We start from the raw sequence: 22,986 nt of genomic DNA, 5'->3' as shown, positions 1-22,986 counted from the left end.
TCTAATAGGTTGTTTGTGGTTTTAGACTCAGCTTTAAGGGTGATGCAGATGCAGTTTAGTTAATAATACAAACATATTACTTTAGCTGGAGAGGTTTCAGAAATTAAGCACTAAGCATGACAAATTCGTTATTCTGTTGATGTTCAGACAAAATTACTCATGATTAATTGCTGATGTCTTCCTTAATTGGTTCTGTTAATCCCTGGTTGGTGGCGGTAGTATTAAACACAATTCTATTGGGTTTAGCTTGGATTGCTCCGAAAAAGCTACTTACCCCTGCTGGCTCATTCCATGCGTGGTTTCTGGCCATCTTGATTTGGGTAACTCTAGGCTGGCAAGGATATGCAGTAGTAATGTTCTATTTTCTGGTTGGTTCTGGCGTTACCCGCATCGGTATGGCGGAAAAAGAAGCTGAAGGAATTGCCGAAAAGCGTTCTGGGGCGAGGGGGCCGGAGAATGTTTGGGGTTCCGCTTTGACAGGGGCGCTGTGTGCCTTGGGAGTAGGAATAATAAATTCGGGATTTCTTGTACCTAATTCCCAATCCCTAGTCCCCAATCTCCAGTCCTTATTATTGCTAGGCTATGTAGCGAGTTTCAGTACCAAACTAGCTGATACTACTGCCAGTGAAGTTGGTAAAGCTTATGGCAAAAGCACCTTTCTAATTACCACACTCAAGCCAGTGCCTCGCGGTACAGAAGGAGCGGTAAGCTTGGAGGGGACTTTAGCTGGGATTGTGGCTTCTGTGGCGATCGCATTTGTTGGTTGGGGAGTTGGTTTAATTGATCTATTAGGAGTCGCTTGGTGTGTACTGGCAGCATTTATTGCCACTAACTTAGAAAGTGTAATCGGGGCAACACTGCAATCTAAGTATACTTGGCTGACCAATGAAGTAGTAAATATTTTTAATACGCTAATCGGTGCGATCGCAGCTGTGCTACTTTCCTGGGCATGGGTAAATATCATTTGAATTGGGAATTGGGCAAAACAGTCCGAGAACTGAGTAGAGAAGTAAGATTCTCCACTCAGCACTGGCTAATCCACGGCTGCTAACAGTACTTATAAGAGGCAATAGTAGAAAAGAGGCAATCTGCTTTACTACTGCACTAACGATGATATTTTCAATCCTGTTTTGCCCCCGCTAGACTGTAAACATAATCATGGGAAATTATTGTATTTAGTAGCTATATAATTTTTTGACCATTTAGATGTAATTAGTTCATGGAATCTTTATGATTTTTATTCATCAGCAACCAGATGATCTCTATATGATTTAATTTAAAATTCCTATTAAGTGTTTAACCATTTTCACATAATTAATTCATGGAATCTTTATCATTTTTGACAATTAATGACCAAATAATTTCTATTGAGAAAGCTGTAAAGTACCTGCAAGCCTCGGGGAAATTGGGGCAGTTCATTGGGGATATTCTCCGTCAGCACGTAATTGAGGAAGAAATCCGAACACGAGACGATATTGAAATTGGTACAGCAATAACCGAACAGGCCATTATTGACTTTAGACTAAAAAATCAACTCACCGATCCCCAAAGTTTTCAAGAATGGTTAAAGACCAATAACACAGATTACGCTACATTTCACACATCGGTTACTTTTGGTTACAAGTTAGAAAAGCTGAAAGCTGTAGTGACCCAAGAAAAAGTCTCAGAATATTTTATTGAACGCAAAATCTTTTTGGATCGGGTAGTACTTTCTCGGATCGTTGTTGATAATCGAGAGTTGGCAGACGAACTACACACCCAAATTGAAGAAGGAGGTAGTTTTGAGCAACTAGCTAAAGAGTATTCCCTTTCGGATGACCGAATTGTAAACGGCATGATGGGGATAGTCAGCCGAGGAAGTATGCCGGATATATTACGGGCAACTATTGATGTGGCAAGTCCTGGACAATTAATAGGCCCAATAGAAATCGTTGGCAAAGACTCTCCCCAAGGAGAAGGACCTTATGGTTTGTTTCGAGTAGAACAATTTCTGCCAGCGTCTTTAGAAGATACTCAACTCAAGCAAGCACTACAAAATGAGTTATTTGAGAAATGGCTAGCAGAGAAAATTCAAAAGCTGACAGTCAAGTTACAAGTGAGTTAAAAATTCTGGATAATGAATCTTTACGATTAAAAGTGCTAGCTTCTTTGCCTTGGAGTCAGCCACCATTATGTTGGTTGACTCCCGAACAACAATCCCAATTAGAAAATGAGTGTCAAACTCGTCAATATCGTTTGGGAGAGAAAATTTGGTCAAACGATGTTGGCCGTTACCAATTTTTAATTGTGGCTGGAAAAGTTCGCTTACGAGAAGAAGGAGTTGGCAAACCTCTAGCAGCCCTAGATATGGGGGATTGGTTTGGTGATTTACAAAAGCTGTCTGCGGATTTTAAAGCTGTAGCTGCTAGCAAAGAAGTAGTAGTAGTGTATTGGGATACAGCCCTGTGGACAGAATTTTCTAACCCACAAATTCAAGAATTTTGGCAAGTATTGCCAGTGAATATGGAGTCCGAGAGAGAGACTTTTTCCTTCTCTTCCACTCCTTCAGTAACATCAGTCTCAAACGGGACTTCCAGCCCCCACAGTATTCAACCTCAAAGACAACTCCCAGCCGCAAATTCAATCGTCTCAAATTATCCGTTTGTTGCAAGCTGGAACACTGCTGCTGCTTGTTTAACAATGGTAGCGCAGCAGTTAGAAAACTCTGTGCAACTGGAATGGGTGCAGCGTCAACTCAGAGGACAACACCCAAAACAAGTTGTAGAAGCAGGAGAAAAGTTAGGGTTAGTGTTGCGGCGGTTACAGGTTAGTTGGGGAGAGTTGCGACAGTTGTCATTTCCAGCTTTACTGTTGTGGAATTCTGACTCACCCCAGAGTCCATCCTGGGTGGTAGCTTATGGAGTTAAAGGCGATCGCTTAATTATCGCTAATCCTCTAAACCCCGATCGCATTTGTGAAAGTGTACCGCAGTCCATAGTTGAGGCATCGTGGGATGGACGATTGTGGCAAGTAGAACTCATATCTAAACAGGAAACATTTAACCTCAGTTGGTTCACCCCAGCAGTTTGGAAATATAAGGGATTGCTAACAGAAGTATTATTAGCATCTTTTACCTTGCAGCTTTTGGGGTTAACAACACCACTAATTACCCAAGTCGTCATTGATAAAGTGATGGTGCAGGGGAGTTTGCCGACTCTTGATGTGATGGCGATCGCACTTCTTTGTGTAGCCATATTTGAGTCCATACTTGGTATCCTGCGCCTATTCATCTTTACCCATACAGCCCGTCGTCTGGATTTAAGTTTATCAGCACAGCTATTTCGCCATCTGATGCGTTTGCCTTTGGCTTATTTTGAGTCGCGGCGCGTTGGCGATACAGTCGCACGAGTCCAGGAACTCGAACAAATTCGTCAGTTTCTCACAGGTACAGCATTAACTGTGATTTTAGATAGCATCTTTGCTGTGGTGTATCTAGCATTGATGTTTTACTATAATATCCCGCTTACCTTTGTCGCCTTAGCAGTACTGCCACTGTTTGCGACTTTGACGATAGTTGCAACACCAATTCTGCGTAACTGGCTCAACGAAACCTTTAACCGGAGTGCTGATAGTCAATCGTTTCTAGTAGAGACAATCACCGGGATTCATTCAGTTAAAGCCCATGCAGCCGAACCAGTCGCCCGCGATCGCTGGGAAGGCTTATTTGCCCGCTTCATCCGTACAGGTTTTAAAGCCTCTACCACCTCCAATATCAGCAGCAATATCGGTGACTTCCTCACCAATTTTTCCACCATGCTGATTCTCTGGTTTGGAGCCAAATTAGTCATCGAACAAAAGCTGACAATTGGACAGCTAGTTGCCTTTCAAATGCTTTCTGGTAGAGTCACAGGCCCACTTTTGCGCTTAGTACAGTTATGGCAAAACCTCCAACAAGTACTACTTTCTGTAGATCGCATTGGTGATATTCTTAACGTCTCCCCAGAAGCTGAACTAGGAACTGGTCTAGTTTTACCACCCCTGAAAGGACAAATTACCTTCGAGCAAGTATTTTTCCGCTACCGGCCGAACTTTGAAGCAATTCTGCGGGGAATATCTTTTAATGCCGAGCCAGGGCAATTTGTCGGCATTGTCGGACGTAGTGGTTCTGGGAAAAGTACCCTATCTAAGCTATTGCAACGCCTCTATCAAATTGAATCAGGACGCATCCTCATTGATGGTTTTGATATTAAAAGTGCCGATTTAGCCTCACTGCGACAACAAGTTAGTGTAGTTCTCCAAGAAGACTTTTTATTCAACGGCTCTATTTTGGAAAATATCACTCTCGGTAGTCCCGACATTACCGCAGAACAAGTGGTAGAGGCGGCAAGACTAGCAGTAGCCCACGACTTCATCAGTCAATTACCCTACGGTTATGAAACCAATGTCGGTGAACGCGGTACAGCTTTATCTGGTGGACAGAGACAACGTATTGCCCTAGCAAGATTATTTCTTTCCCAAGCGCCGATTCTAGTTTTGGATGAAGCTACCAGTGCTTTGGATAGTGAAACTGAACAACAAGTACTACAAAACCTGCAAAAAGTTTCCGCTAACCGTACCGTGTTTCTCATTGCTCACCGCTTTGCTCCTCTTAAACGTGCAGATTTGATTTTAGTTTTAGAGCAAGGTGTAATTGCTGAACGTGGTACTCACTCGCAGTTGTTGCAACAAAAAGGTTTGTATTGGTCACTATATCAACGGCAGCAAGCAAACATTTAATAAGATTATTGCCGTTTTTCAGACGTAAAATAAAATTCCTGTAAGAGGCAGAATGAGTGGCACTTGCTGCTCATTCTGTCGCTTATTTTATAATTAATTTTATTCTAAATATCTGATATAAAATCCGTTTCTATCAGAATCATATTATGTCCGGCAAATTACTTATAATATGTCATTGCGAATGCAACGAAGTGGAATGTTCGCGTAGCGTCTCGTAGAGATAGCAATCGCAAAGGTTTGGGATTGCCGCGCAACGCTTGCAATGACATAAGTATTAATTCGAACATGATATGATACGTCATTGCGAGTGCAACGAAGTGGAATGTTCGCGTAGCGTCTCGTAGAGATAGCAATCGCAAAGGCTTGGGATTGCTTCACTTCGTGCCCTGCGGGAACGCCAAGGGCGGTACGCAATGACAATTATTTAACCGGACATGACATTATTCCTCTGTGCCCTCAGCGTCTCTGCGGTTTTTTAATTATTCAGATGCTACCTAATTTAATAAAAAAATCGGTATAAATTCTCACCAAAAGCATAATTATCATCCTATTTTTTTTGGTAATATAATTAGCATTTTATTCTGAAATTTCATAGTAATTATTAACAATACAGCTTATTTACATATAAAAACTTTTGCTTGAAAAAAGTTTTTACAATTTAAGCTGTTAAAAAACATTGTTGATTTTGAGAAAATACTTATGCTCAATGATAGTACTAATAACAATTCATTTTCTAATAATAAAAGTTTAAATCTTACTTCAACTTCTTCACTGGATACATTTAATACTAAGAATGATTCCAGCCTTAACTTAAGCACACGTAGTAGCTACAACCCAGACGATTTGGATGTGCAGTTGCTAAAGAATAGTGACTCGGAAAATAGCAGCAATACTACTAATACTTTCAGTACACAAAGTTATAATTCCACTAATGGCTATGGCTTGATTAATGGAGCAGCAGCAGTGGCTAAAGCTACTAATCAGAATACCTTTGCTGATGTTGCCGATCTTGGCGGCAATAATTGGGGAGCAGACCTTGTTAAAGCACCAGAAGTCTGGGCACAGGGATACACAGGTAAAGGTGTTGTTGTTGCTGTTGTAGATACCGGAGTTGACTACAACCACGAAGATTTAAAAAATAATATCTGGACGAATACCAAAGAAATTGCAGGTAACGGCATAGATGATGATGGCAATGGCTATATTGATGATAATTACGGGTGGAACTTTTCAGAGAAAAATAACAATACCCTAGATAAAAATGGTCATGGTACTCATGTTTCCGGCACGATCGCAGGAGAAAATAATAATTCCGGTGTCACTGGTATTGCTTATGATTCCAAGATTATGGCAGTGAAAGTTTTGAATGACTCTGGCTCTGGTTCTTATAGTTCCATATCTAAAGGTATTCGCTATGCAGTGGATAATGGAGCGAATGTGATTAACCTCAGTTTAGGAGGCGGATCTGCCAATAGAACTCTAGAGTCAGCCATTAACTACGCCAGCAGCAAAGGAGTAATTGTAGTCATGGCAGCAGGTAATGATGGTGAATCATCACCAGACTATCCCGCTCGCTATGCATCCAAGTCGGGAATTGCTGTTGGAGCAGTAGATAGCAATAATAATATGGCCGACTTCTCTAACCGCTCTGGAACGAATGAAATCTCTTATGTCACCGCTCCAGGAGTCAAAGTCTATTCATCAGTTCCAAATAATGAATATGCTTCTTATAGCGGCACTTCTATGGCTACTCCCCACGTTGCTGGGATAGTTGCCCTAATGCTGAGTGCTAACTCCAGTCTGACTGATAGCCAAGTCCGTGAGATTGTCACAGAAACAGCAGGAAATAGTACACAAAGTACAAACTCTAATTTGAATATTTCTAATGTCAGTTCTCTGTCGAGTCAGACCATTACAAAAACAGGAGAATATTTTACAGCACAAGGTATCTCTAGTTTCAATAATTTCGATTTTGATTCTACAATAAATCGGGCAATTACAGAAAACGCAAAATATTTGACACCAGAGACTACTTCTACTTTGAATAATGCCGATGTCGCTTCTGTCATTGGTAAGGCAATTACAGAAAGCGCAAAATATTTGACACCAGAGACTATTTCTAGTTTGAATAATTCCGATGTTGCTTCTGTAATTGATCAAGCAATTACAGAAACAACAAAATATCTAACATCATCCGAAGGTAATGATACATCAGTTAATCTAAAATTATGGTCTTCGACTCTAGACTATAATAAGATATTCAATGGAATCAATATCGGAAGTAATGAGAATAATATTGATTTTGACAAACTAATAGAGCAAATGCAAAAACAATTAAAACAATTAGAACAGATTAGAAAATATTTAGGTCTTGGTTGAAAATTATAGTGATTTAATGTGAGTTTGACAAACTTCTCTTGGAGCAAACGCATTTCAATCATTGACGAGCCTGAATCAGGAAGAAATGAACTAAAATCTTCATCACATAGGAGAGTTTCAGTAAATTCAAAGGGCAGCAAAATCTTGCTAGGATTTGCTGCCCTCCTAACCACTAAAAAATTGTCTAGTTTTCATTAATTTATTTTGAATTTTCTTTTCCCAGTTAAGTGAGGTAAAGAGAATATTTTGAAACGCAAAGGGACGCAGCGAAAAGTGTGGTCTTGGGGGTTTCCCCCATGAACAACTTTTCAAGACAAAGTAAAGCGCAGAGGTACGCAGAGATTTGTACCTCACCAGACTAGGAAACGCTATAGCAATGCTAAACCCTTTAGACAAACCTATCTTACTGAAAATGCCTCGTTGAATCGCCGTGTCACAGGCTCGGTAATGAATGTCAAAATTGACTTTTTACGAGTGACAATTTCACCTGTAGCAGACATTCCTGGTGTGAATTCTACCTCTTGACCACGCACATTAACTGAATGTTTATTTAGCTTAATTCTTGTAGGAAAAACTAAGCCCAATTCTTTATCAACAATTGCATTCGGACTGACTTGCATGACTTCGCCATCCACAATACCAAATTCCTGGAAGGGGAAAGTCGCCATTTTCACCTTGGCCTTCATTCCTTGACGAATAAATCCGATATCGCGGTTGAGAACTTTCACCTCTAGAAGCATTTCTTCCCCTTCTGGCAAAATTGATACCAATTCTTCACCAGATTGGACTGGCCCCTTGGTGGCTTTGACTCTGTAAATCGTACCAGCAACTGGAGCCTCAATCGTTTCTAAAGCTTGCTGCTTCCTCGCCTGTTCTAATTGACCTTGAACAGTTGTTAGTTCTTCTTTACGTTTGTTAAACTGCGTCAAAATTTCACTTTGGCGTTCTGATGCTACACGCTGGGCCTGACTGCGTGCAGCATTATAAGCTTGTTCTGCTTGGCGAATTTCTTGGACTTGAGCAGCAATATCTCTTTCTAATGATGTGACTTTATCTTTAGACTGTGTGATTCTATTTTGCGCGTTAGTCACTTCATCTTGCGCTCTGGTAATTTCTGTCTGTGCGCGAGTTAATTTTTCTTGAGCATCCAAGTAATCAACACGAGGTACAGCACCAGGAGTAATTAGGGTACGTAAGCTTTTTTCCCTTTCTTCAGCGAGAGCCAAATTACTTTCAATTTTGATTCGGATGCTATCTGCGTTGGCAAGGTTTGTTTGAGCATTAGTAAAGCTGCTTTTAGCATTAACTAAGTTGTCTTGCAATCTAGTCAAGCGAACTTTGGCTTGATCGATAAGTGCAATTTGGCGATTTGCTTCTGCTTCCGCCCCTGCTTGACGCGCTTGGTAGTCTTGGAGGCGTGAGGTTAAAAGTTCATCTTGTAGTTTCGTCCCAGTAGTTTTGCCTCCAACACGTTCTGCATCCAAACGTTGCAAATCGTCTTGAATTAATCTAGTAGATTTGGCTAGGCGGAGAACATCGCTTTTTTGCAAGTCTGGGTCTTTTTGAATCAGAATTTGACCTTTGGTAACGCGATCGCCTTCTTGTACTTTAACAGCGACAATTGACCCTCCACCTAAAGATGTCACCGGTCTTACCTGGGTGGAAGCAATTAATTCCCCTGGCGCTGTTGCTACTTCATCTATTTGCGAAAAATACGCCCAAGCGATCGCTCCGAATACGATAAAGCTGATTGTTCCCGCTAATAATCTCGTATACAGGGGTGGCAATTCCTGTACCGCTTTCCCCAATTCATAAGTAAGTTGTTCCTCTGGTTGGGCGAATCGTTCTTTTGTCTGACGTGCTTGAGCAGCATTTACCATATATTTTTGTCCTTTGTTATTTGTCATTTGTCATTTGTCATTTGTCCTTGGCTATTTACTAATGACCAATGACTAATGACTATTCAAACTGCTAGATAGCGCCGCAAAAAGTTTTCTAATGTCTCCAATTTAAAGTTAAAAATCGCTTCCAAATTGGCAATTTCATCTTTTGTACAGAAAAATTCATTTGCTAGCAATGTGCGATAAGTTCCTAAAGCTTTTTGGATTTGGGGATTAAATAAACCCAATGCACCTTGTAACCCATCAACAAAAAATAGTGGTGAGTTAATTATTACTGGCTCTTTGGCGAAAATCCGACCAAAAATCCGGGGAATATCTTCTCGTAATAAAATCTCCGGGCCTCCCACTGGTAAAATCTGGTTACGAGCGCCTGTAACTGTTACAGAATCAACCACCATTTTGGCTAAATCATCGGTACTGACAATTGAAGTACGGTTTTTGCGATCGCCAACTAGCAGATATAATCCCGTTTCCCGAAATCGTTCTACCAGTGGCAGCAAGTTAGATGCTAATCCAGATGGGCGTAAAATTGTGTAATTTAAGCCACTAGCTGACAAATATCTCTCTACTGCTCGTTTAGCTTTAAACACAGGAGCATCTTCATATCCGCGATCGGCTCCTAATACGGAAATAAAGACAAAATGCTCTACGCCATTGGCTTTTGCTTGGTCAATCAGTTCAATATTGGCGCTGTAATCTAAGGATAGAGCATCGCTATCAGAGCCGTGAGCGCTGATAATGTACTTCACACCCCGACTAGCTTTTTCAATATCTTTTTCTCGCAGCAAATCACCGATAAAGATTTCTGCACCCCGGTGTTCTAACTCGCTGTAGCGCGAAGTCAGGCGGACAAATGCCCGCACGGACTGTTCTCGTTGCCGTAGAAGTCGCACAACTCTACGACCAATTCCTCCCGTTGCTCCAGTTACTAGAAACATATAAATACCTAAATTGAATATTTTCAGTGTTGATAATTGTCAAAATGCTCAATATATGTTTAAGACCCGTTTATCAATACTTAAACAAAGATATGAGCATTTTTTTATACTTTGTTCCCATGCTCAAGATATCCTCACGCCAACTAAGCCAATTGGTCACACCTTATTTATCTTAATACCTCAAAAATGATCCCCCACATCCTACAAGGATGTGGGGGATAAGTTAAAACAATTCGCAATTCGCAATTACGTTTTATGACGGGGATTTAAACCCCCAAAGTTGGTTAAGGTCAGAGAATTTTAACCCTTTAACTTGCTTAATTTGTTGCAGTGCTAAAGATAGATGCAACTTAGCAATGGCGAGCAGCCTAAAATTTAATCTCTTTGTTGATAATTTGAATCTGAGTACCAGGATAGTAAAATTGGAGAATTTTGGGACTTGACCAACCTAGTTTTGCTAGATTTTGAGCGCCAGTTTGACTCAAGCCAACTCCATGTCCTAATCCACCACCAATAAAAGCATATCCCCACAGTTCTGCTTTGCCTTTATTCAGAGGTTCTAGGTAAAAAAGCGTACTTATAGGAGCAGCAAAGGCACTGCGAACTTCGTCTTTATGGAGAATAAAGGTACTTTTATCAGTTTTGACGGCGAGTTCCAGGATGCGTCCACTCTCGCTTCGCTTTACCACTGCCATCGCCTGAATTGTCTTAAAGTTGGCATGAGGACTTTTTTTCACCTGCAAAAATTTCTGCAAGTCCTTGATAATATCCTCTAAAGGGGTTTCTTTTTGCCAACGAAACGCATCCCACTTACTCTCATTAAATCCTTGTTGGATATTAATAAATTTTTGGAAGTTCTTTTCATCTGTCAAACTCTGCTTAGACAAGTCCCAAAAGTTAGTCGCAGCATCTAGTACAGGGCGCAAATAGGGACGATCGTCGCCATTCCAGACATCGCTGAAGGAAGCAGTAACGCCGCCTGTGGTGGAAGAATACAGGGCATCTACTAGTTCGTTTTTATAAGTTACTACTTTACCCCTGGTGGAAGCGATCGCTTGGTCTGTTTTGGCAGCCGCTCCATTTAGCCCATAATAAACTTGGCAGTGAGTATCAGCACACAACTGATAGTTATCTGCGGCAAACCTGCGTAAATTTCTTAAAGCATAAGTCCGAGCGAGAATTGCTTGGGCTTCTAGCGCCGCCGTTGGTGCATTTATACCTATTTCGTAAGGCACAACCCCACGTAAATAAGTTTCTAAGGGTACTTGGTTAACTAAAGTGTATGTGCCATAAGCATTTGGCTGCAAATTCAATTGCCCAGCATAAAGACGAGCATTTTCTGGTTTTTCGCTTTTATTCACCCGAATCAAGTTTTTATCAGTGCTGATTTCCAAATCATCTGGGCTATAGCGTTTACCATCCACCACCCAACTAACTCGCGGCACTTGTTTTAAAACTTTTGTATCAAGATATACTTTCTCTTTCGTGGAAGCTTGGATGTTTTGCAATAGCAAGCGGCGCAGTAAAGGAGTGCTATAAACATCTCGTTTAGCCCAAACTTGCCAGCGTTCTGGCTGGGCAATTTCCACTTCTATTCCCTGAGAACGCCATTTATTAGCACTGTCTTCCGCAGTTTCAAAAGTGCGATATATGCCTAAGACTACCATTTCTTCAACATCTGGCTGGGGTAAAGCCTGCATGACTGTTTCCAGCTTTACAGGGTTATTTGTCACCAGAGTTTGCTGCTTGTTGCCCGCTTTAAATTTTAGCTTTAAGCGATCGCCTTTTGTGGGTTCCAGTTGCAATTTAGCTGTTGGTTGTGAGCCAAATCGCTGCACAATCCCAATTTTCAGTTCCATATCCCGGATGTTACTCTCAGGGCCTGATGCAGCAGTTAGTCCCAAGAGACAAAATGTTGCCAGTGTAGTGTGGGAAAAACGCCAAAAAGAAAATTTCATGGCTACCTGATAGCATTCGCACAGCGTTTTGTAGAGGAGCGATAGTGAGTAATCGCTCGCGCAGCGTCTCGTAGAGAGCGTTTTCTGCCCCCTAATGCGGCGTTGGATCTGATTTTCCAATTGCTTTGCAGCACGGTCTTTTTGTCGCATGAGCGCTCCAATGATACCATTACCAGTTTTGCCCTAAATACCAGTTGCAAAACGAAGTCATAATGACTATGATTTATTTAGAGACACAAAACAGAACTAGTTGGATAAACTCTTTATGGTTAGAGTCCAAGAAATTCCATTAAATCAGATAAAACGGCCATTGCCCCGTGCAAACGATCCAAATAAAGTGCAAGCCTTAATGGAATCGATTGCGGAGATTGGGCAACAAGAACCTATTGATGTCCTAGAAGTAGATGGACAATATTATGGCTTTTCTGGCTGTCATCGGTATGAGGCTTGCCAGCGTTTAGGCAAAGAAACCGTTTTAGCCAGAGTCCGTAAAGCACCCCGCAGCGTTTTAAAGATGCACTTGGCATAGATAATGGGCATGGGGAATGGGTAATGGGTAATGGGGAATGGGAACTTAATTTTCTTGCCAATTCCCAACCCCCAATTACATATAACTTAATTAGGAGAAAATTATGTCATCGAAAGTAACAGTCAAAAATGTAAATATCGGCATTGACGAGGCGAGTCGGGCTAAAATTGCCGAGGGTTTATCTCGCCTGTTGGCTGACACTTATACACTGTATCTGAAAACTCATAATTTCCACTGGAATGTCACGGGGCCGATGTTCCAAACCTTACATTTGATGTTTGAAACCCAGTATACAGAATTAGCCTTAGCCGTTGACTTAATCGCAGAGAGAATTAGAGCGCTTGGCTATCCCGCACCAGGAACCTACAGTGAATATGCCAAACTGAGTTCAATTGCAGAAACTCCAGGAGTTCCTAAAGCTGTAGAAATGATCAGCTTATTAGTGGAAGGACAAGAAGCCGTAGTCAGAACTGCACGCTCTATTTTCCCCGTGATAGAGGAAGTTAACGACGAACCTACTGCCGATTTATTAACTCAACGGATGCAAGTACACGAAAAGACAGCTTGGATGCTAAGAAGCTTACTGGAAGAATAGAGACAACCTTTTTTCTCTATCTAACTAGCCGATTGCAAAAATTTCATTAAACTTATGCAGTAATTGCATTAGTACGGATTTGCCATAGCTTCACTGATGCGATTCTAATATCAGGGAATAAAGATGGATAACCCCTGGTCAACACCAGGGGCTTTTTATTTAGGGGCTACGCCTTAAAGGTCAACACAGGACTCAATTGCGCCACAACGTCCACCATTTCTACCTCAACCTGTAGCTCAATCACAGACTGAATCAGTTTGTACGCGGCGGGCTATGCTACTCAGAGGATCTGGCAGATATGATATTAGTGGAATCGCAATCTATAAATATTTTTTATAACTGTGTCTGCAAAAGATATTTTTCATGAATCAGTTAAAAAAGCTTTGCAAAAAGAACAATGGATAATTACGAGCGATCCATTAAAGTTTAAATTTGGGGAAGTCAAGTCGCTTCGCTCCAATTAAAAATTAAAAATGTAAAATTAAAAATTGCAATTCTTTTGGGGCTTGAACCCACCACTGATTGTAGGCCACTAAATATGCAGATTTAGTGGTAGCTCAGTACCCAAAATTAATTAAAAATTATTCTTCTTCACTAATTTTTAATTAAAAAAACGGTCAACTTCCAAATTGATTTAGGCGCAAATAAAATAATTGCCGCAGAAAAAGGAAATGAAAAAATAGCAATTGAAATCAAAAGCTTTTTAAACCCCTCTGCAATTACAGATTTTTACTCCGCTTTGGGACAGTTCCTTAGTTACCGTCTAGCATTGGCAGGATATGAACCAGAGCGAGTATTATACTTAGCGGTTCCATTGGATACGTACAAAACATTTTTTCAACTTGAGTTTACTAAAACTGCGATAAAACAGTATCAGGTACTATTAATTATTTACGAGCCGAAAAATGAGGTGATTGTACAGTGGATAAACTAGCAAAATATCAAGAGTATGTTAAAACACTGTTGACAAACTATGCCACTGATGATGTCTCGGATAACGATGTCGAAGTCCAACTCATTTTAGACACAGAACGCAATCATTATCAATGGATGAATGTAGGATGGCAAGGATTTAATCGTATTTATCGATGCGTGATACATTTTGATATTAAAGATGGCAAAATCTGGCTGCAACAGAATTTAACGGATCGCAATCCAGCAGAGGAATTAGTGATGATGGGAGTACCACGAGAGGATATTGTCTTGGGTTTACAAGCCCCTTACAAACGTCAGTATACAGATTATGGCGTAGCGTAATGCAATCCATTCAATATTAAGCATAAGCAGTTAATGCTGTACCCAATCTGCTGCAATGTGGGAGAAATAACATCCAGTTTAAAAAGGTAAGAAAGCTTATACAATTAGCTTTCTTACCTTCTGCTTTTTGCCTTCTTGCATTAGATATTTTGAATTAATACCTTATTTAAATTAATTATCTCATAGATTTTTAGGACTTACGCAAGTGTCACAAAAAATCGGATTTGTAGTTTGTAGTAAGGGCTTTGGCCCTTATTTTGTTCGCGTAGCGTCTCGTTGGCGTTCGCCTTAGCGTCTCTGATAGAGTTGCCTCTCGTAGAGAAGAGAGGACTTTAGTCCTCACTACGAACTGAAAATAATATGCCAGTTGCGTAAGTCCTAATTTTCTTGGATAGGTTTTTCTGATTTAGGTTGAATAAATCGTTAGGGCAATTGTAGTATTTTGTATTTTTATGGATTTATATACTACATCTGTAAAGAAAATTGAAGTTTAGCAAAAAACTTTTAAAATTCTCTAGACTCTCCAGCCGGCTAGAGAGTCTAGTATGAATTCAAGGCGACTCTCTTTCCAGTTATTTCTGACTGTTGATTGTTGTTCCTTAGTCATCCAGCTTGGTTTGGCTAGGTTGTTTATTTTTATCCCGTAAATCTATGACTCTCCAACTCACAGTTCCCAATATGTCTTGTTCTGTTTGTGCCAACACCATCACCAAAGCACTTCAGGCAGTCGATGCCAATGCCAACGTTCAGGCTGATCCAACAACCAAGCTTGTCAGTGTAGAAACTCAAGCATCAGAAACAGTAATCAAGGAAGCGTTGGCTGCTGCTGGCTATCCAGTTGCTAACTAATTCGTAATAGAGCCTCCGGCACGCTACGCGAACGTAATTCGTAATTCGTAATTGCTGGCGAAGCACTCGCGGGTATTTGTCTTTATTGGCGGTATTTACCTGTTGGGGTTTAAATGCCCAAATAATTTAATTACGAATTACTTGCAGATCCTCCCACATCAATTACAGGGGTTCATCTAGTTATGGATACTCTCACACTCAAACTTCGAGGCATGAGTTGCGCTGGTTGCGCCAACAATATCGAAAAGGCAATTCGCTCTGTTCCTGGGGTGATTGACTGCAACGTTAACTTTGGAGCAGAACAAGCCGCTATTAGATACGATCGCTCTCTAGCCAATTTAGAGAAAATCCAAAGTGCGATCGCATCTGCGGGATACTCTTCCTCTTCACTCCAGGAAGAATTGCTCTCTGAAGAAGATGATGCAGAGAAAGCGAGTAGGCAAGCATTACAACGCGAACTTTTCCTCAAGGTAGTTGTGGGAAGTGTAATTAGCATTTTCCTATTATTGGGGTCGTTGCCCATGATGACTGGGCTAAACTTCCCCTTAATTCCCAGCTTCTTGGAAAATCCTTGGCTACAGTTAGTGCTGACAACACCCGTCGTATTTTGGTGTGGTGGATCTTTTTACCGCAATGGCTGGAAATCCCTCAAGCGCCATACGGCGACGATGGACACGCTGATTGCTTTGGGTACTAGTGCAGCGTATATATATTCTTTGTTTGTGACTGTTTTCCCGAAATTTTTTATTGCTCAGGGCTTGATACCTCATATTTATTATGAAGTCGCCGCGATCGTCATTACCTTAATTTTGTTGGGGCGGTTCTTAGAAAATCGCGCTAGGGGACAAACTTCTGAAGCCATCCGTAAACTAATCGGATTGCAAGCTAGAGATGCCAGAGTCATCCGTGATGGTGTGGAAATTGATGTTCCCATCGCCGAAGTCAGAATCAACGATGTAATTTTGGTGCGTCCTGGTGAGAAAATTCCGGTAGATGGCGAGGTGATTACAGGCGCTTCTACAGTAGATGAAGCGATGGTGACTGGTGAAAGTTTGCCAGTCAAAAAGCAGCCAGGAGATGAGGTGATTGGGGCGACGATTAACGGTGCGGGTGCGTTTCAGTTTCGGGTGACACGAGTCGGAAATGATACTTTTTTGGCTCAAATCGTCAAATTAGTGCAACAGGCACAAGGTTCTAAAGCACCTATTCAACGCTTGGCAGATCAAGTGACAGGATGGTTTGTACCAGCTGTGATTGCTGTTGCGATCGCCACTTTCATCATTTGGTTTAATTTCACTGGCAACCTCACCTTAGCAACAATGACAACGGTAGGTGTACTAATTATCGCTTGTCCTTGTGCTTTGGGTTTAGCTACACCTACGTCTGTAATGGTGGGGACGGGCAAAGGTGCAGAAAATGGCATCTTAATTAAAGGTGCTGACAGCTTAGAACTAGCACACAAAATTCAAACCATCGTTCTAGATAAAACCGGCACTTTGACTCAGGGTAAACCCACGGTTACAGATTTTGTGACTGTCTACGGTACAGCTAATGGTAATGAAATCAAGCTTTTACAGTTAGCAGCAACAGTAGAACGGAATTCTGAGCATCCTTTAGCTGAAGCGGTGGTGAAATATGCCCAGTCTCAAGAGGTGAGTTTAATAGAGGTAAATAATTTTCAGGCTAATGCAGGTAGTGGTGTCCAAGCAGTTGTTTCAAACCAGCTTGTGCAAATTGGTACACAACGCTGGTTAACAGAACTTGGAATTAACACCATAGCTCTCCAGCAGTATAAAGATGCCTGGGAAGCGGCTGGTAAAACAGTTATTTTGATTGCTGTAGATGGCGAACTGCAAGGAATCATGGGTATTGCTGATGCCTTGAAACCTTCATCAACAGCAGTGGTAAAGGCATTACAGAAGCTAGGTTTAGAAGTAGTAATGCTCACCGGAGATAATCGTAAAACTGCTGATGCGATCGCGGCGGAAGTTGGTATCCAGCGAGTATTTGCCGAAGTGCGTCCAGATCAAAAGGCCGCAATTATCCAATCTTTGCAAGGGAAAATAGAGAGACTTCCCAATTCCAAATCTAAAATTGTCGCAATGGTAGGCGATGGTATAAATGATGCCCCAGCCTTAGCACAGGCTGATGTGGGAATTGCTATTGGTACGGGAACAGATGTTGCGATCGCAGCTAGCGATATCACCCTAATTTCTGGAGATTTGCAAGGAATTGTGACTGCTATTCAACTCAGCCGTGCCACCATCAACAATATTAAGCAAAATCTCTTCTTTGCCTTTATTTACAACGTTATTGGTATTCCCATTGCGGCTGGAATTCTCTTCCCTATCTTTGGCTGGTTACTCAATCCAATTATCGCCGGGGCTGCGATGGCTCTTTCGTCGCTATCTGTTGTTAGCAATGCCCTCAGATTGCGTAACTTTCAACCAAAAACTATCTCATAATCGCAGGGTAATTCAGGAAATGTTCAGTAAAAAAATGCTTTGGGGAAGCCTTATAGCTTTAGTGCTTCTCACTGCAACATCAGGTGTAACAGTAGCAGAAATGTCAGCCCACTCGTCAGAGCAAAACATTCAATTTAACCACATAGAGCAACCTTTGGGTTTGAAAGTTGGTGTTGCGATCGCTGGTTTAGCTTTGATTGGACTAGAGTTATGGTGGTTTCTCCTCTATAAAAGTCCTGAGTCCTGATACCATTCTATTTTTACCTTTCAACACTCAGGACTCAGAGGTATTTTGAATAATAGGACAAATTGTATCTTCATGGTGGTTGTTGAGATCCTTCCAACCTGAAAGTAATCCTTTTATTTCAGAGCGTAAAGTTAACAACTGATCGATTTGGTGATCAATTTGCAAGAGCTTATCTTCAAGCTTTTCTTTAATTTCACCACAGGGAGTCTGTCCTTGGTCATAAACCTTAAGAATATTTCCAATCTCTTCTAAGCTAAGACCAAGATTTTGCGCTCTTTTAATGAACGCTAGACGAGTCAGCACATCCACTGAAAACTGGCGGAAGCCTCCCTCTGTTCGTTTTGAGGACTTTAGTAAACCTAAACTCTCATAATAGCGAATCGTCCTAATAGAGATTCCGCTTATATCTGTTACTTGACCAATTAAAAACAATTTTTCATCTTGAGTTAACACGGCAGATTTTCCCAACTCTTGTAATCATTATCACATATTTTAGTGGCTATGAAGTCATTTGGGAGCTTGGCTAAAGATAGTAATCCTAAATCATTCGTGAAAAGTTAGATCCACGACTTCTTAAAGGATACTGCTAGCGAATGGTGGGTTTGACCCCTCAAGCTAACCAGTTTTAGAATCAGAAGATATTTCTGATGGTAGGTTGAGTCGATGGGGGATATTATTCCCCGCACCTCTCATTTAGATCCGTGCGTACCCGTTTCCGTGTACACGGCTCCCGATGTTCTCAGCTTGCGCTTTTGCTCATGTGTTTGTAATCGTGGCAACTCTCGTGAATTGCTTCAAGATTATTTTTCTTCCAGTTGGCGTGATTTCCGTCGATGTGATGCAGGTGAACCCGTTCCTCATCAAGCTCATTTGACCGAGGGGGTAAAAGCCGGGATGGGGCGAAGGCTGACGACCATGATTATAATCCGAAAACAACTGTAACTCCTTATGGTATCTTTCTCCCAGAGCTTGATGAGCTATTTTTATACTTTACAGAATCGAAAGTTACAAGCGATTTTATTGTTGATATTTTAGAAGATTTTTGGTTAGAAGAAAAGCATCGTTTTTCTGATATTCAAACCCTACTTATTAATCAAGATAATGGGCCGCAGAATAGTTCACGGCGTACCCAATTTATGAAACGTATAGTAGAGTTTGCCCACAAACATCAAGTAAATATACGTTTAGCTTACTATCCTCCCTATCATAGTAAATATAATCCGATAGAAAGAATATGGGCAATACTAGAGAATCATTGGAATGGCAGCATTTTAGATGAAGTGGAGACAGCTTTAAAGTTTGCTAGTACTATGAAATGGAAAGGTGATCATCCAGTAGTTAAGCTAGTACACAAAACTTATGAGAATGGGGTAAAGCTTACAAAAAAAGCTATGGCTCAAATTGAAAAACAGATTGAGCGGCTAACCGATTCTAATCATGAACTTTTCCCAAATTTAGGTAATTGGTTTATTGATATTTGTTGTAGTAAAACAAAAGTTATTTGATTTTAATAACAGTATGACTTACGCACACTCTACGAATTCTTGGCGTTCTTGGCATCTTGGCGGTTCGATAAATTAAGCTTTTCGGCAATTTTTGCGTAAGTCCTAAACAGCATTTATTTAGCTACAAAACATCCCTTATTTACACTGTTTAACTTCAAAGCAGACGACAAGTGTATAGATTCTTCATGCATAGATGAGGGGGAGAAAAGGGGTTGCCCTCGGCAACCCCTTTTCTCCTCTCTTAAAATGATTATCATTCTTGAAAAAACCTGTCTCTCGTTTTTCTTGGAAGAATTTATTCTTTGGAAGTCCCTAAGGTCGCAAAGTCTGTGTCAGTATATAAAGTTCCCAGTTCATCGTACATTTTCATGAACTCGTTGCCCTTCGGGAATGACGCACGCGCTATCTGTGCCGTTTGCTCTGGTAAGCTGTCGGACATTTAACTTGCAATAACAGCATTCCCCTTGTTCTTGATTTTTCTGCCCCACTTAATAATTAATTCCCCATCGTTTAATAATCTGTCTAGTAATTCTTGTAAATCCAGTACTGATTTAAATAGGCGATGTGCTATGTATTCTTTCACTGAATGCCAAACTAATTCAGCTAAATTAAAATCTGGACTATAGGGAGGTAAAAAATAAAGTTGTATATTTGGCATTTCTTGTTCTATTTTTTCGAGAATATCTTTCTTTTTATGGTAGCTAGCATTATCTAGTATGATGAGTATTTTTACTCCAGATGATCTAAACTTATCTTCTATATTTCCTTGATTAATCCACTCTTCTTTTACAAAAGTATATAAATTTGTAATTTGTTCATAAAAGCTTGTTGAGTTCCCTTTATCGATGAAATAACACATTCTTTTTTTATCATGATATCGAATACCTCCCATGACGTTTACTTTTCCTCTACTACGTTGTCCAGTGACTTTTTTTCTAGTACCTCTTTTTACCCAACTCCTACGTCTAATTACTCTCATACTGAATCCACTTTCATCCCAAAACCAGATTTGTAGTTTATCTGGGTTAGCTTTTGACGCTTCTAAATATCCTTCTAACTTCTCTTGAAACGCCTTTCTATTTTTGGGATCTTGTTTGTCCTAAGCGGGTGTATTTTGCCCAGAGGTAAGCGTACTTTTTTTGCTCTAATATTCTCCTTACCTGCTTCCCTGATAGCTCAATTCCTGTTTGTTCTGCCATATATGTTGCTAGTCGTTCACCTGACCATCTTCCAAATTCATATCCTAATTCTGATGGTTCCTTTTCAAGTACATCTAACAGTAACTCTACATACAATTCTGTGACTTTCCGATGATTACCTTGTTCTCGCTTATCTTTTGAACTTTCTAGGTTCTCTGCGTCTCCATGAACACACCAATATGCTACGCTTCGGTATGCACAACCTAAAAAAGCGCTAATCTCTTGGTACGTCTTACCATCATTCATCAACAACAGCATTAATGCTCGTTCTCGTAGATGCTTGTCTGCACTTTCTCTGACGGCTTTTTGTAAATTTTCTTGTTGACCCGGTGTGAGAAAACCTCTAGCTGGCATGGCAGTAAATACAATACTTATCCAATTCCCATTCTATGCAAATTAAAGGTACAGCAGCTTATCTCCCAGTGGTTTTTAGGATGTAGTGTCATATCAAGAATTCAGAAAATACAACTTTGTGAGTATTTTCTGACTCTTTACCCTCTTCAGTTATCGGGGGTCTAACCCATACCAGGTTAGACCCCTAATTCGCCAGCAGCATCCTTTAAGAAGTCGGGGATCTGGACAACGCGAATTTTCACGAATAAAAAACTAAATCTTGTCTTTTATGGCTGTTGCACTTGTTTTTGGGGGAATTCAGCCGATGGAGTTGTTGGCGTAATTGTTTCTGGTACGGGAGACTCGATAATCTCCGGTAACGTAGGTGGCGAACTAGGAGATGGCGCAACTGTAACTTCTGGAGTAGGTGTCTTGTCCGTTCGACGCTTAAAATATCCGCCAAATCTAGATTTTGTTGTCTGAGGCGCAACTTTTTCGGGTAATGGCGTTGATTCAGGAGTTGGCGTTACCTCTGGCTGTGGTTCTTCTGGTGTTGGCGTAATTATTTCCGGTGCTGGAGACTCAATAATCTCTGGTAACGTGGGTGGCAAACTAGGAGATGGTTCAACTGTTGCTTCTGGAGTAGGTGTCTTACCCGCGCGACGGTTAAAAAATCCATCAACTTTAGGTTTAGTTGGCTGAGGTGCAACTTCTTCAGGTAGCGGTGTTGATTCAGGAGTTGGCGTAATTATTTCTGATGGTGTTGGGGATAACGTAGGAGATGGTACAGCCGTCGGAACTTCCAACTTTGGTTCTTCCGGTTGTGTTTTCGATTCTTTTGGAAGTTCAATTTCAGGAATGGGCTGCTTTTCAACCTTCGGTTGTATTTGAGGTGTTTTTTCAACAGAAGGCGTAGGTGTAAGTTTATAATTCGGGTCTACAATAGGGCGCACTTCATCTGCTGTGAGTTCTCCTCTCACAATTTTCGACAAAGTATCTTTACCATTTGGCTGGTAGTCAATCAGTCTGACTGTTGTATTAAAGACATTTTTGAGAGGATTTCCCTGATTATCAAGAAATTCTAGCTTTATCCAATTTTTACCAGTTTGGAAGCCTTTAAGATAAACTGCTTGCCAGCGATCGAAAACAAAGCTTTCACCATTAATAGTGGCGCGGATACGCCAATCGCTAAATCCTTCGTTAGTATTTTCCTTGTCAACCAGATGCAGGGGAGCATTAGTTAAATAAAAGTCCAGTAAAATTGGCTCTGCCCCGTAGCTACTTTGAGGACGGCTGTAAGTTAGCAGAGGTAACTTGGCATCTGGATTGTTGTCGTCGGTTTTAGTAAAGACGTGAAATGTTGTCTCGGCATAAGCACCTTCATTCTTAAAGCTTTCATGCCAAGGACGAGAGGCGAAGACACGCAAGGTATGAGTACCTGGAGACAACTCTGGCAAAACCAAAGGCTGATTCAGATCGTAAACAGGAATATAAGGTTGATTATCCAGAATTACGTGGAGATGTGGCCCCAGTTGCAATTGTGGATCTTTAAATATTGGTAGATCCTTAACCTGAAAACTGGCTGTAACTTTATTATTTTGGAAAACTTCATCAGGTTTTGGAGTCACAATCGTCACTTGTGGCTGATAAACTTCCAAACTTGGACGCAGTGCTTGGATAACAGATGGCGGGGAAACTTCTGAAAATTGCTTTGAAATTTGAGAAATCTGTGGAGGGTTTTCTCTATAGCTAGTAGATACTTCCTGGCTATCGGCTTTCTCGCCGCAACTGGTCAAGCTTAATACCAGCACCAATGTCATTATCCACCTAAAAACCGGGAACCTCTCAGGGAGGAGCTTTTCTAACACCCTTTTCTGCCACGAGTTCATGCGTTGCACCCAGTGATAGTCTTTCGACAATTGCACAGATTATTTTCGCTCAAACTGTCCATCTGGCACTATAGCCCAAAAGGTGAAATCTGCCTTACATCCCATAAATTTTTCCTGTGTATCTCGAAAAGTTTAAAAAAAATATCTTATTTACAACTTTTTACTGATAAATATTGAAAGATGATAC

The 22,986-nt window shown here is 40.9% G+C and carries 17 protein-coding genes and 4 pseudogenes; 13 read left to right on the top strand and 8 right to left on the bottom strand.

The features are described 5' to 3' along the window. Nucleotides 1-173: 173 nt before the first annotated feature. From VB732_RS02190 to VB732_RS02175, 4 genes are all read left to right on the top strand, one after another. Complete coding sequence (locus tag VB732_RS02190; RefSeq protein ID WP_323229157.1) at nt 174-968, top strand: TIGR00297 family protein; 795 nt, start codon at nt 174-176, stop codon at nt 966-968. A 353-nt stretch (nt 969-1,321) separates the two neighbouring features. Then, complete coding sequence (locus VB732_RS02185) at nt 1,322-2,104, top strand: peptidylprolyl isomerase (protein WP_323229156.1); 783 nt, start codon at nt 1,322-1,324, stop codon at nt 2,102-2,104. After that, nucleotides 2,053-4,755: a type I secretion system permease/ATPase gene (locus tag VB732_RS02180; protein WP_323229155.1), complete on the top strand. Its 2,703-nt coding sequence runs from the start codon at nt 2,053-2,055 to the stop codon at nt 4,753-4,755. The genes VB732_RS02185 and VB732_RS02180 overlap by 52 nt, the downstream gene beginning before the upstream one ends. 699 nt (nt 4,756-5,454) lie before the next feature. Continuing rightward, on the top strand, nt 5,455-7,134 hold the full coding sequence (locus VB732_RS02175; protein WP_323229154.1) for a S8 family peptidase: 1,680 nt from the start codon (nt 5,455-5,457) through the stop codon (nt 7,132-7,134). A 398-nt stretch (nt 7,135-7,532) separates the two neighbouring features. Here the strand turns inward: VB732_RS02175 and VB732_RS02170 are convergent, their stop codons facing one another. The 3 genes from VB732_RS02170 to VB732_RS02160 all read right to left on the bottom strand — a co-directional run bounded on the left by VB732_RS02170 (nt 7,533) and on the right by VB732_RS02160 (nt 11,931). Continuing rightward, a complete protein-coding gene (locus VB732_RS02170) occupies nt 7,533-9,041 on the bottom strand; it encodes an HlyD family efflux transporter periplasmic adaptor subunit (protein WP_323229153.1) in 1,509 nt (502 codons plus the stop codon). 56 nt (nt 9,042-9,097) lie between these two features. Further along, nucleotides 9,098-9,973 (bottom strand): SDR family oxidoreductase, encoded by an 876-nt coding sequence (locus VB732_RS02165; RefSeq protein WP_323229152.1) that lies wholly within the window; start codon nt 9,971-9,973, stop codon nt 9,098-9,100. A gap of 368 nt (nt 9,974-10,341) precedes the next feature. Then, nucleotides 10,342-11,931, bottom strand: a complete 1,590-nt coding sequence (locus tag VB732_RS02160) for a SpoIID/LytB domain-containing protein (protein ID WP_323229174.1) — start codon at nt 11,929-11,931, stop codon at nt 10,342-10,344. Nucleotides 11,932-12,196: 265 nt separating this feature from the next. Between VB732_RS02160 and VB732_RS02155 the strand changes: the two genes are divergently transcribed. The 8 genes and pseudogenes from VB732_RS02155 to VB732_RS02120 all read left to right on the top strand — a co-directional run bounded on the left by VB732_RS02155 (nt 12,197) and on the right by VB732_RS02120 (nt 17,873). Continuing rightward, on the top strand, nt 12,197-12,460 hold the full coding sequence (locus tag VB732_RS02155) for a ParB N-terminal domain-containing protein (protein WP_012410090.1): 264 nt from the start codon (nt 12,197-12,199) through the stop codon (nt 12,458-12,460). A 103-nt stretch (nt 12,461-12,563) separates the two neighbouring features. Beyond that, nucleotides 12,564-13,055: a Dps family protein gene (locus VB732_RS02150; protein WP_323229151.1), complete on the top strand. Its 492-nt coding sequence runs from the start codon at nt 12,564-12,566 to the stop codon at nt 13,053-13,055. Nucleotides 13,056-13,396: 341 nt separating this feature from the next. Next, the gene (locus VB732_RS02145) at nt 13,397-13,519 is read left to right on the top strand and encodes an element excision factor XisH family protein (RefSeq protein WP_416235721.1); all 123 of its coding nucleotides are present in this window, start codon (nt 13,397-13,399) and stop codon (nt 13,517-13,519) included. A gap of 152 nt (nt 13,520-13,671) precedes the next feature. Beyond that, nucleotides 13,672-13,989 (top strand): annotated as a pseudogene (locus tag VB732_RS02140) (element excision factor XisH family protein); the annotation flags it as partial. Further along, complete coding sequence (locus VB732_RS02135) at nt 13,977-14,312, top strand: XisI protein (protein WP_323229150.1); 336 nt, start codon at nt 13,977-13,979, stop codon at nt 14,310-14,312. The pseudogene VB732_RS02140 and the gene VB732_RS02135, both read left to right, overlap by 13 nt. A 651-nt stretch (nt 14,313-14,963) precedes the next feature. Continuing rightward, nucleotides 14,964-15,161 carry a heavy-metal-associated domain-containing protein gene (locus VB732_RS02130; protein ID WP_323229149.1) on the top strand — a complete coding sequence of 66 codons (198 nt, stop codon included), beginning with the start codon at nt 14,964-14,966 and terminating at the stop codon, nt 15,159-15,161. 182 nt (nt 15,162-15,343) lie between these two features. Further along, on the top strand, nt 15,344-17,626 hold the full coding sequence (locus VB732_RS02125) for a heavy metal translocating P-type ATPase (protein WP_323229148.1): 2,283 nt from the start codon (nt 15,344-15,346) through the stop codon (nt 17,624-17,626). A gap of 19 nt (nt 17,627-17,645) precedes the next feature. Continuing rightward, a complete protein-coding gene (locus tag VB732_RS02120) occupies nt 17,646-17,873 on the top strand; it encodes a hypothetical protein (protein WP_323229147.1) in 228 nt (75 codons plus the stop codon). Between the two features lie 27 nt (nt 17,874-17,900). Here VB732_RS02120 and VB732_RS02115 read toward each other — a convergent pair whose 3' ends face one another. After that, nucleotides 17,901-18,326, bottom strand: a complete 426-nt coding sequence (locus VB732_RS02115) for a heavy metal-responsive transcriptional regulator (protein WP_323229146.1) — start codon at nt 18,324-18,326, stop codon at nt 17,901-17,903. 286 nt (nt 18,327-18,612) lie between these two features. Beyond that, a pseudogene (locus VB732_RS02110) lies at nt 18,613-18,738 on the bottom strand (HNH endonuclease); the annotation flags it as partial. A gap of 4 nt (nt 18,739-18,742) precedes the next feature. On the opposite strand from VB732_RS02110, the pseudogene VB732_RS02105 reads away from it, so the two are divergent. Then, a pseudogene (locus tag VB732_RS02105) lies at nt 18,743-19,378 on the top strand (ISAzo13-like element transposase-related protein); the annotation flags it as partial. Nucleotides 19,379-19,673: 295 nt separating this feature from the next. Here VB732_RS02105 and VB732_RS02100 read toward each other — a convergent pair. From VB732_RS02100 to VB732_RS02090, 3 genes and pseudogenes are all read right to left on the bottom strand, one after another. Continuing rightward, nucleotides 19,674-19,817: a hypothetical protein gene (locus tag VB732_RS02100; RefSeq protein ID WP_323229175.1), complete on the bottom strand. Its 144-nt coding sequence runs from the start codon at nt 19,815-19,817 to the stop codon at nt 19,674-19,676. Further along, nucleotides 19,818-20,931, bottom strand: a pseudogene (locus tag VB732_RS02095) (IS630 family transposase). It abuts the gene before it with no gap. 266 nt (nt 20,932-21,197) lie between these two features. Next, nucleotides 21,198-22,799 (bottom strand): hypothetical protein, encoded by a 1,602-nt coding sequence (locus VB732_RS02090; protein WP_323229173.1) that lies wholly within the window; start codon nt 22,797-22,799, stop codon nt 21,198-21,200. Between the last annotated feature and the right edge of the window lie 187 nt (nt 22,800-22,986).

The organism is Nostoc sp. UHCC 0252 (assembly GCF_034931145.1).
Lineage (GTDB): Bacteria > Cyanobacteriota > Cyanobacteriia > Cyanobacteriales > Nostocaceae > Nostoc.
This window is presented reverse-complemented; position numbering and strand designations above follow the sequence as displayed.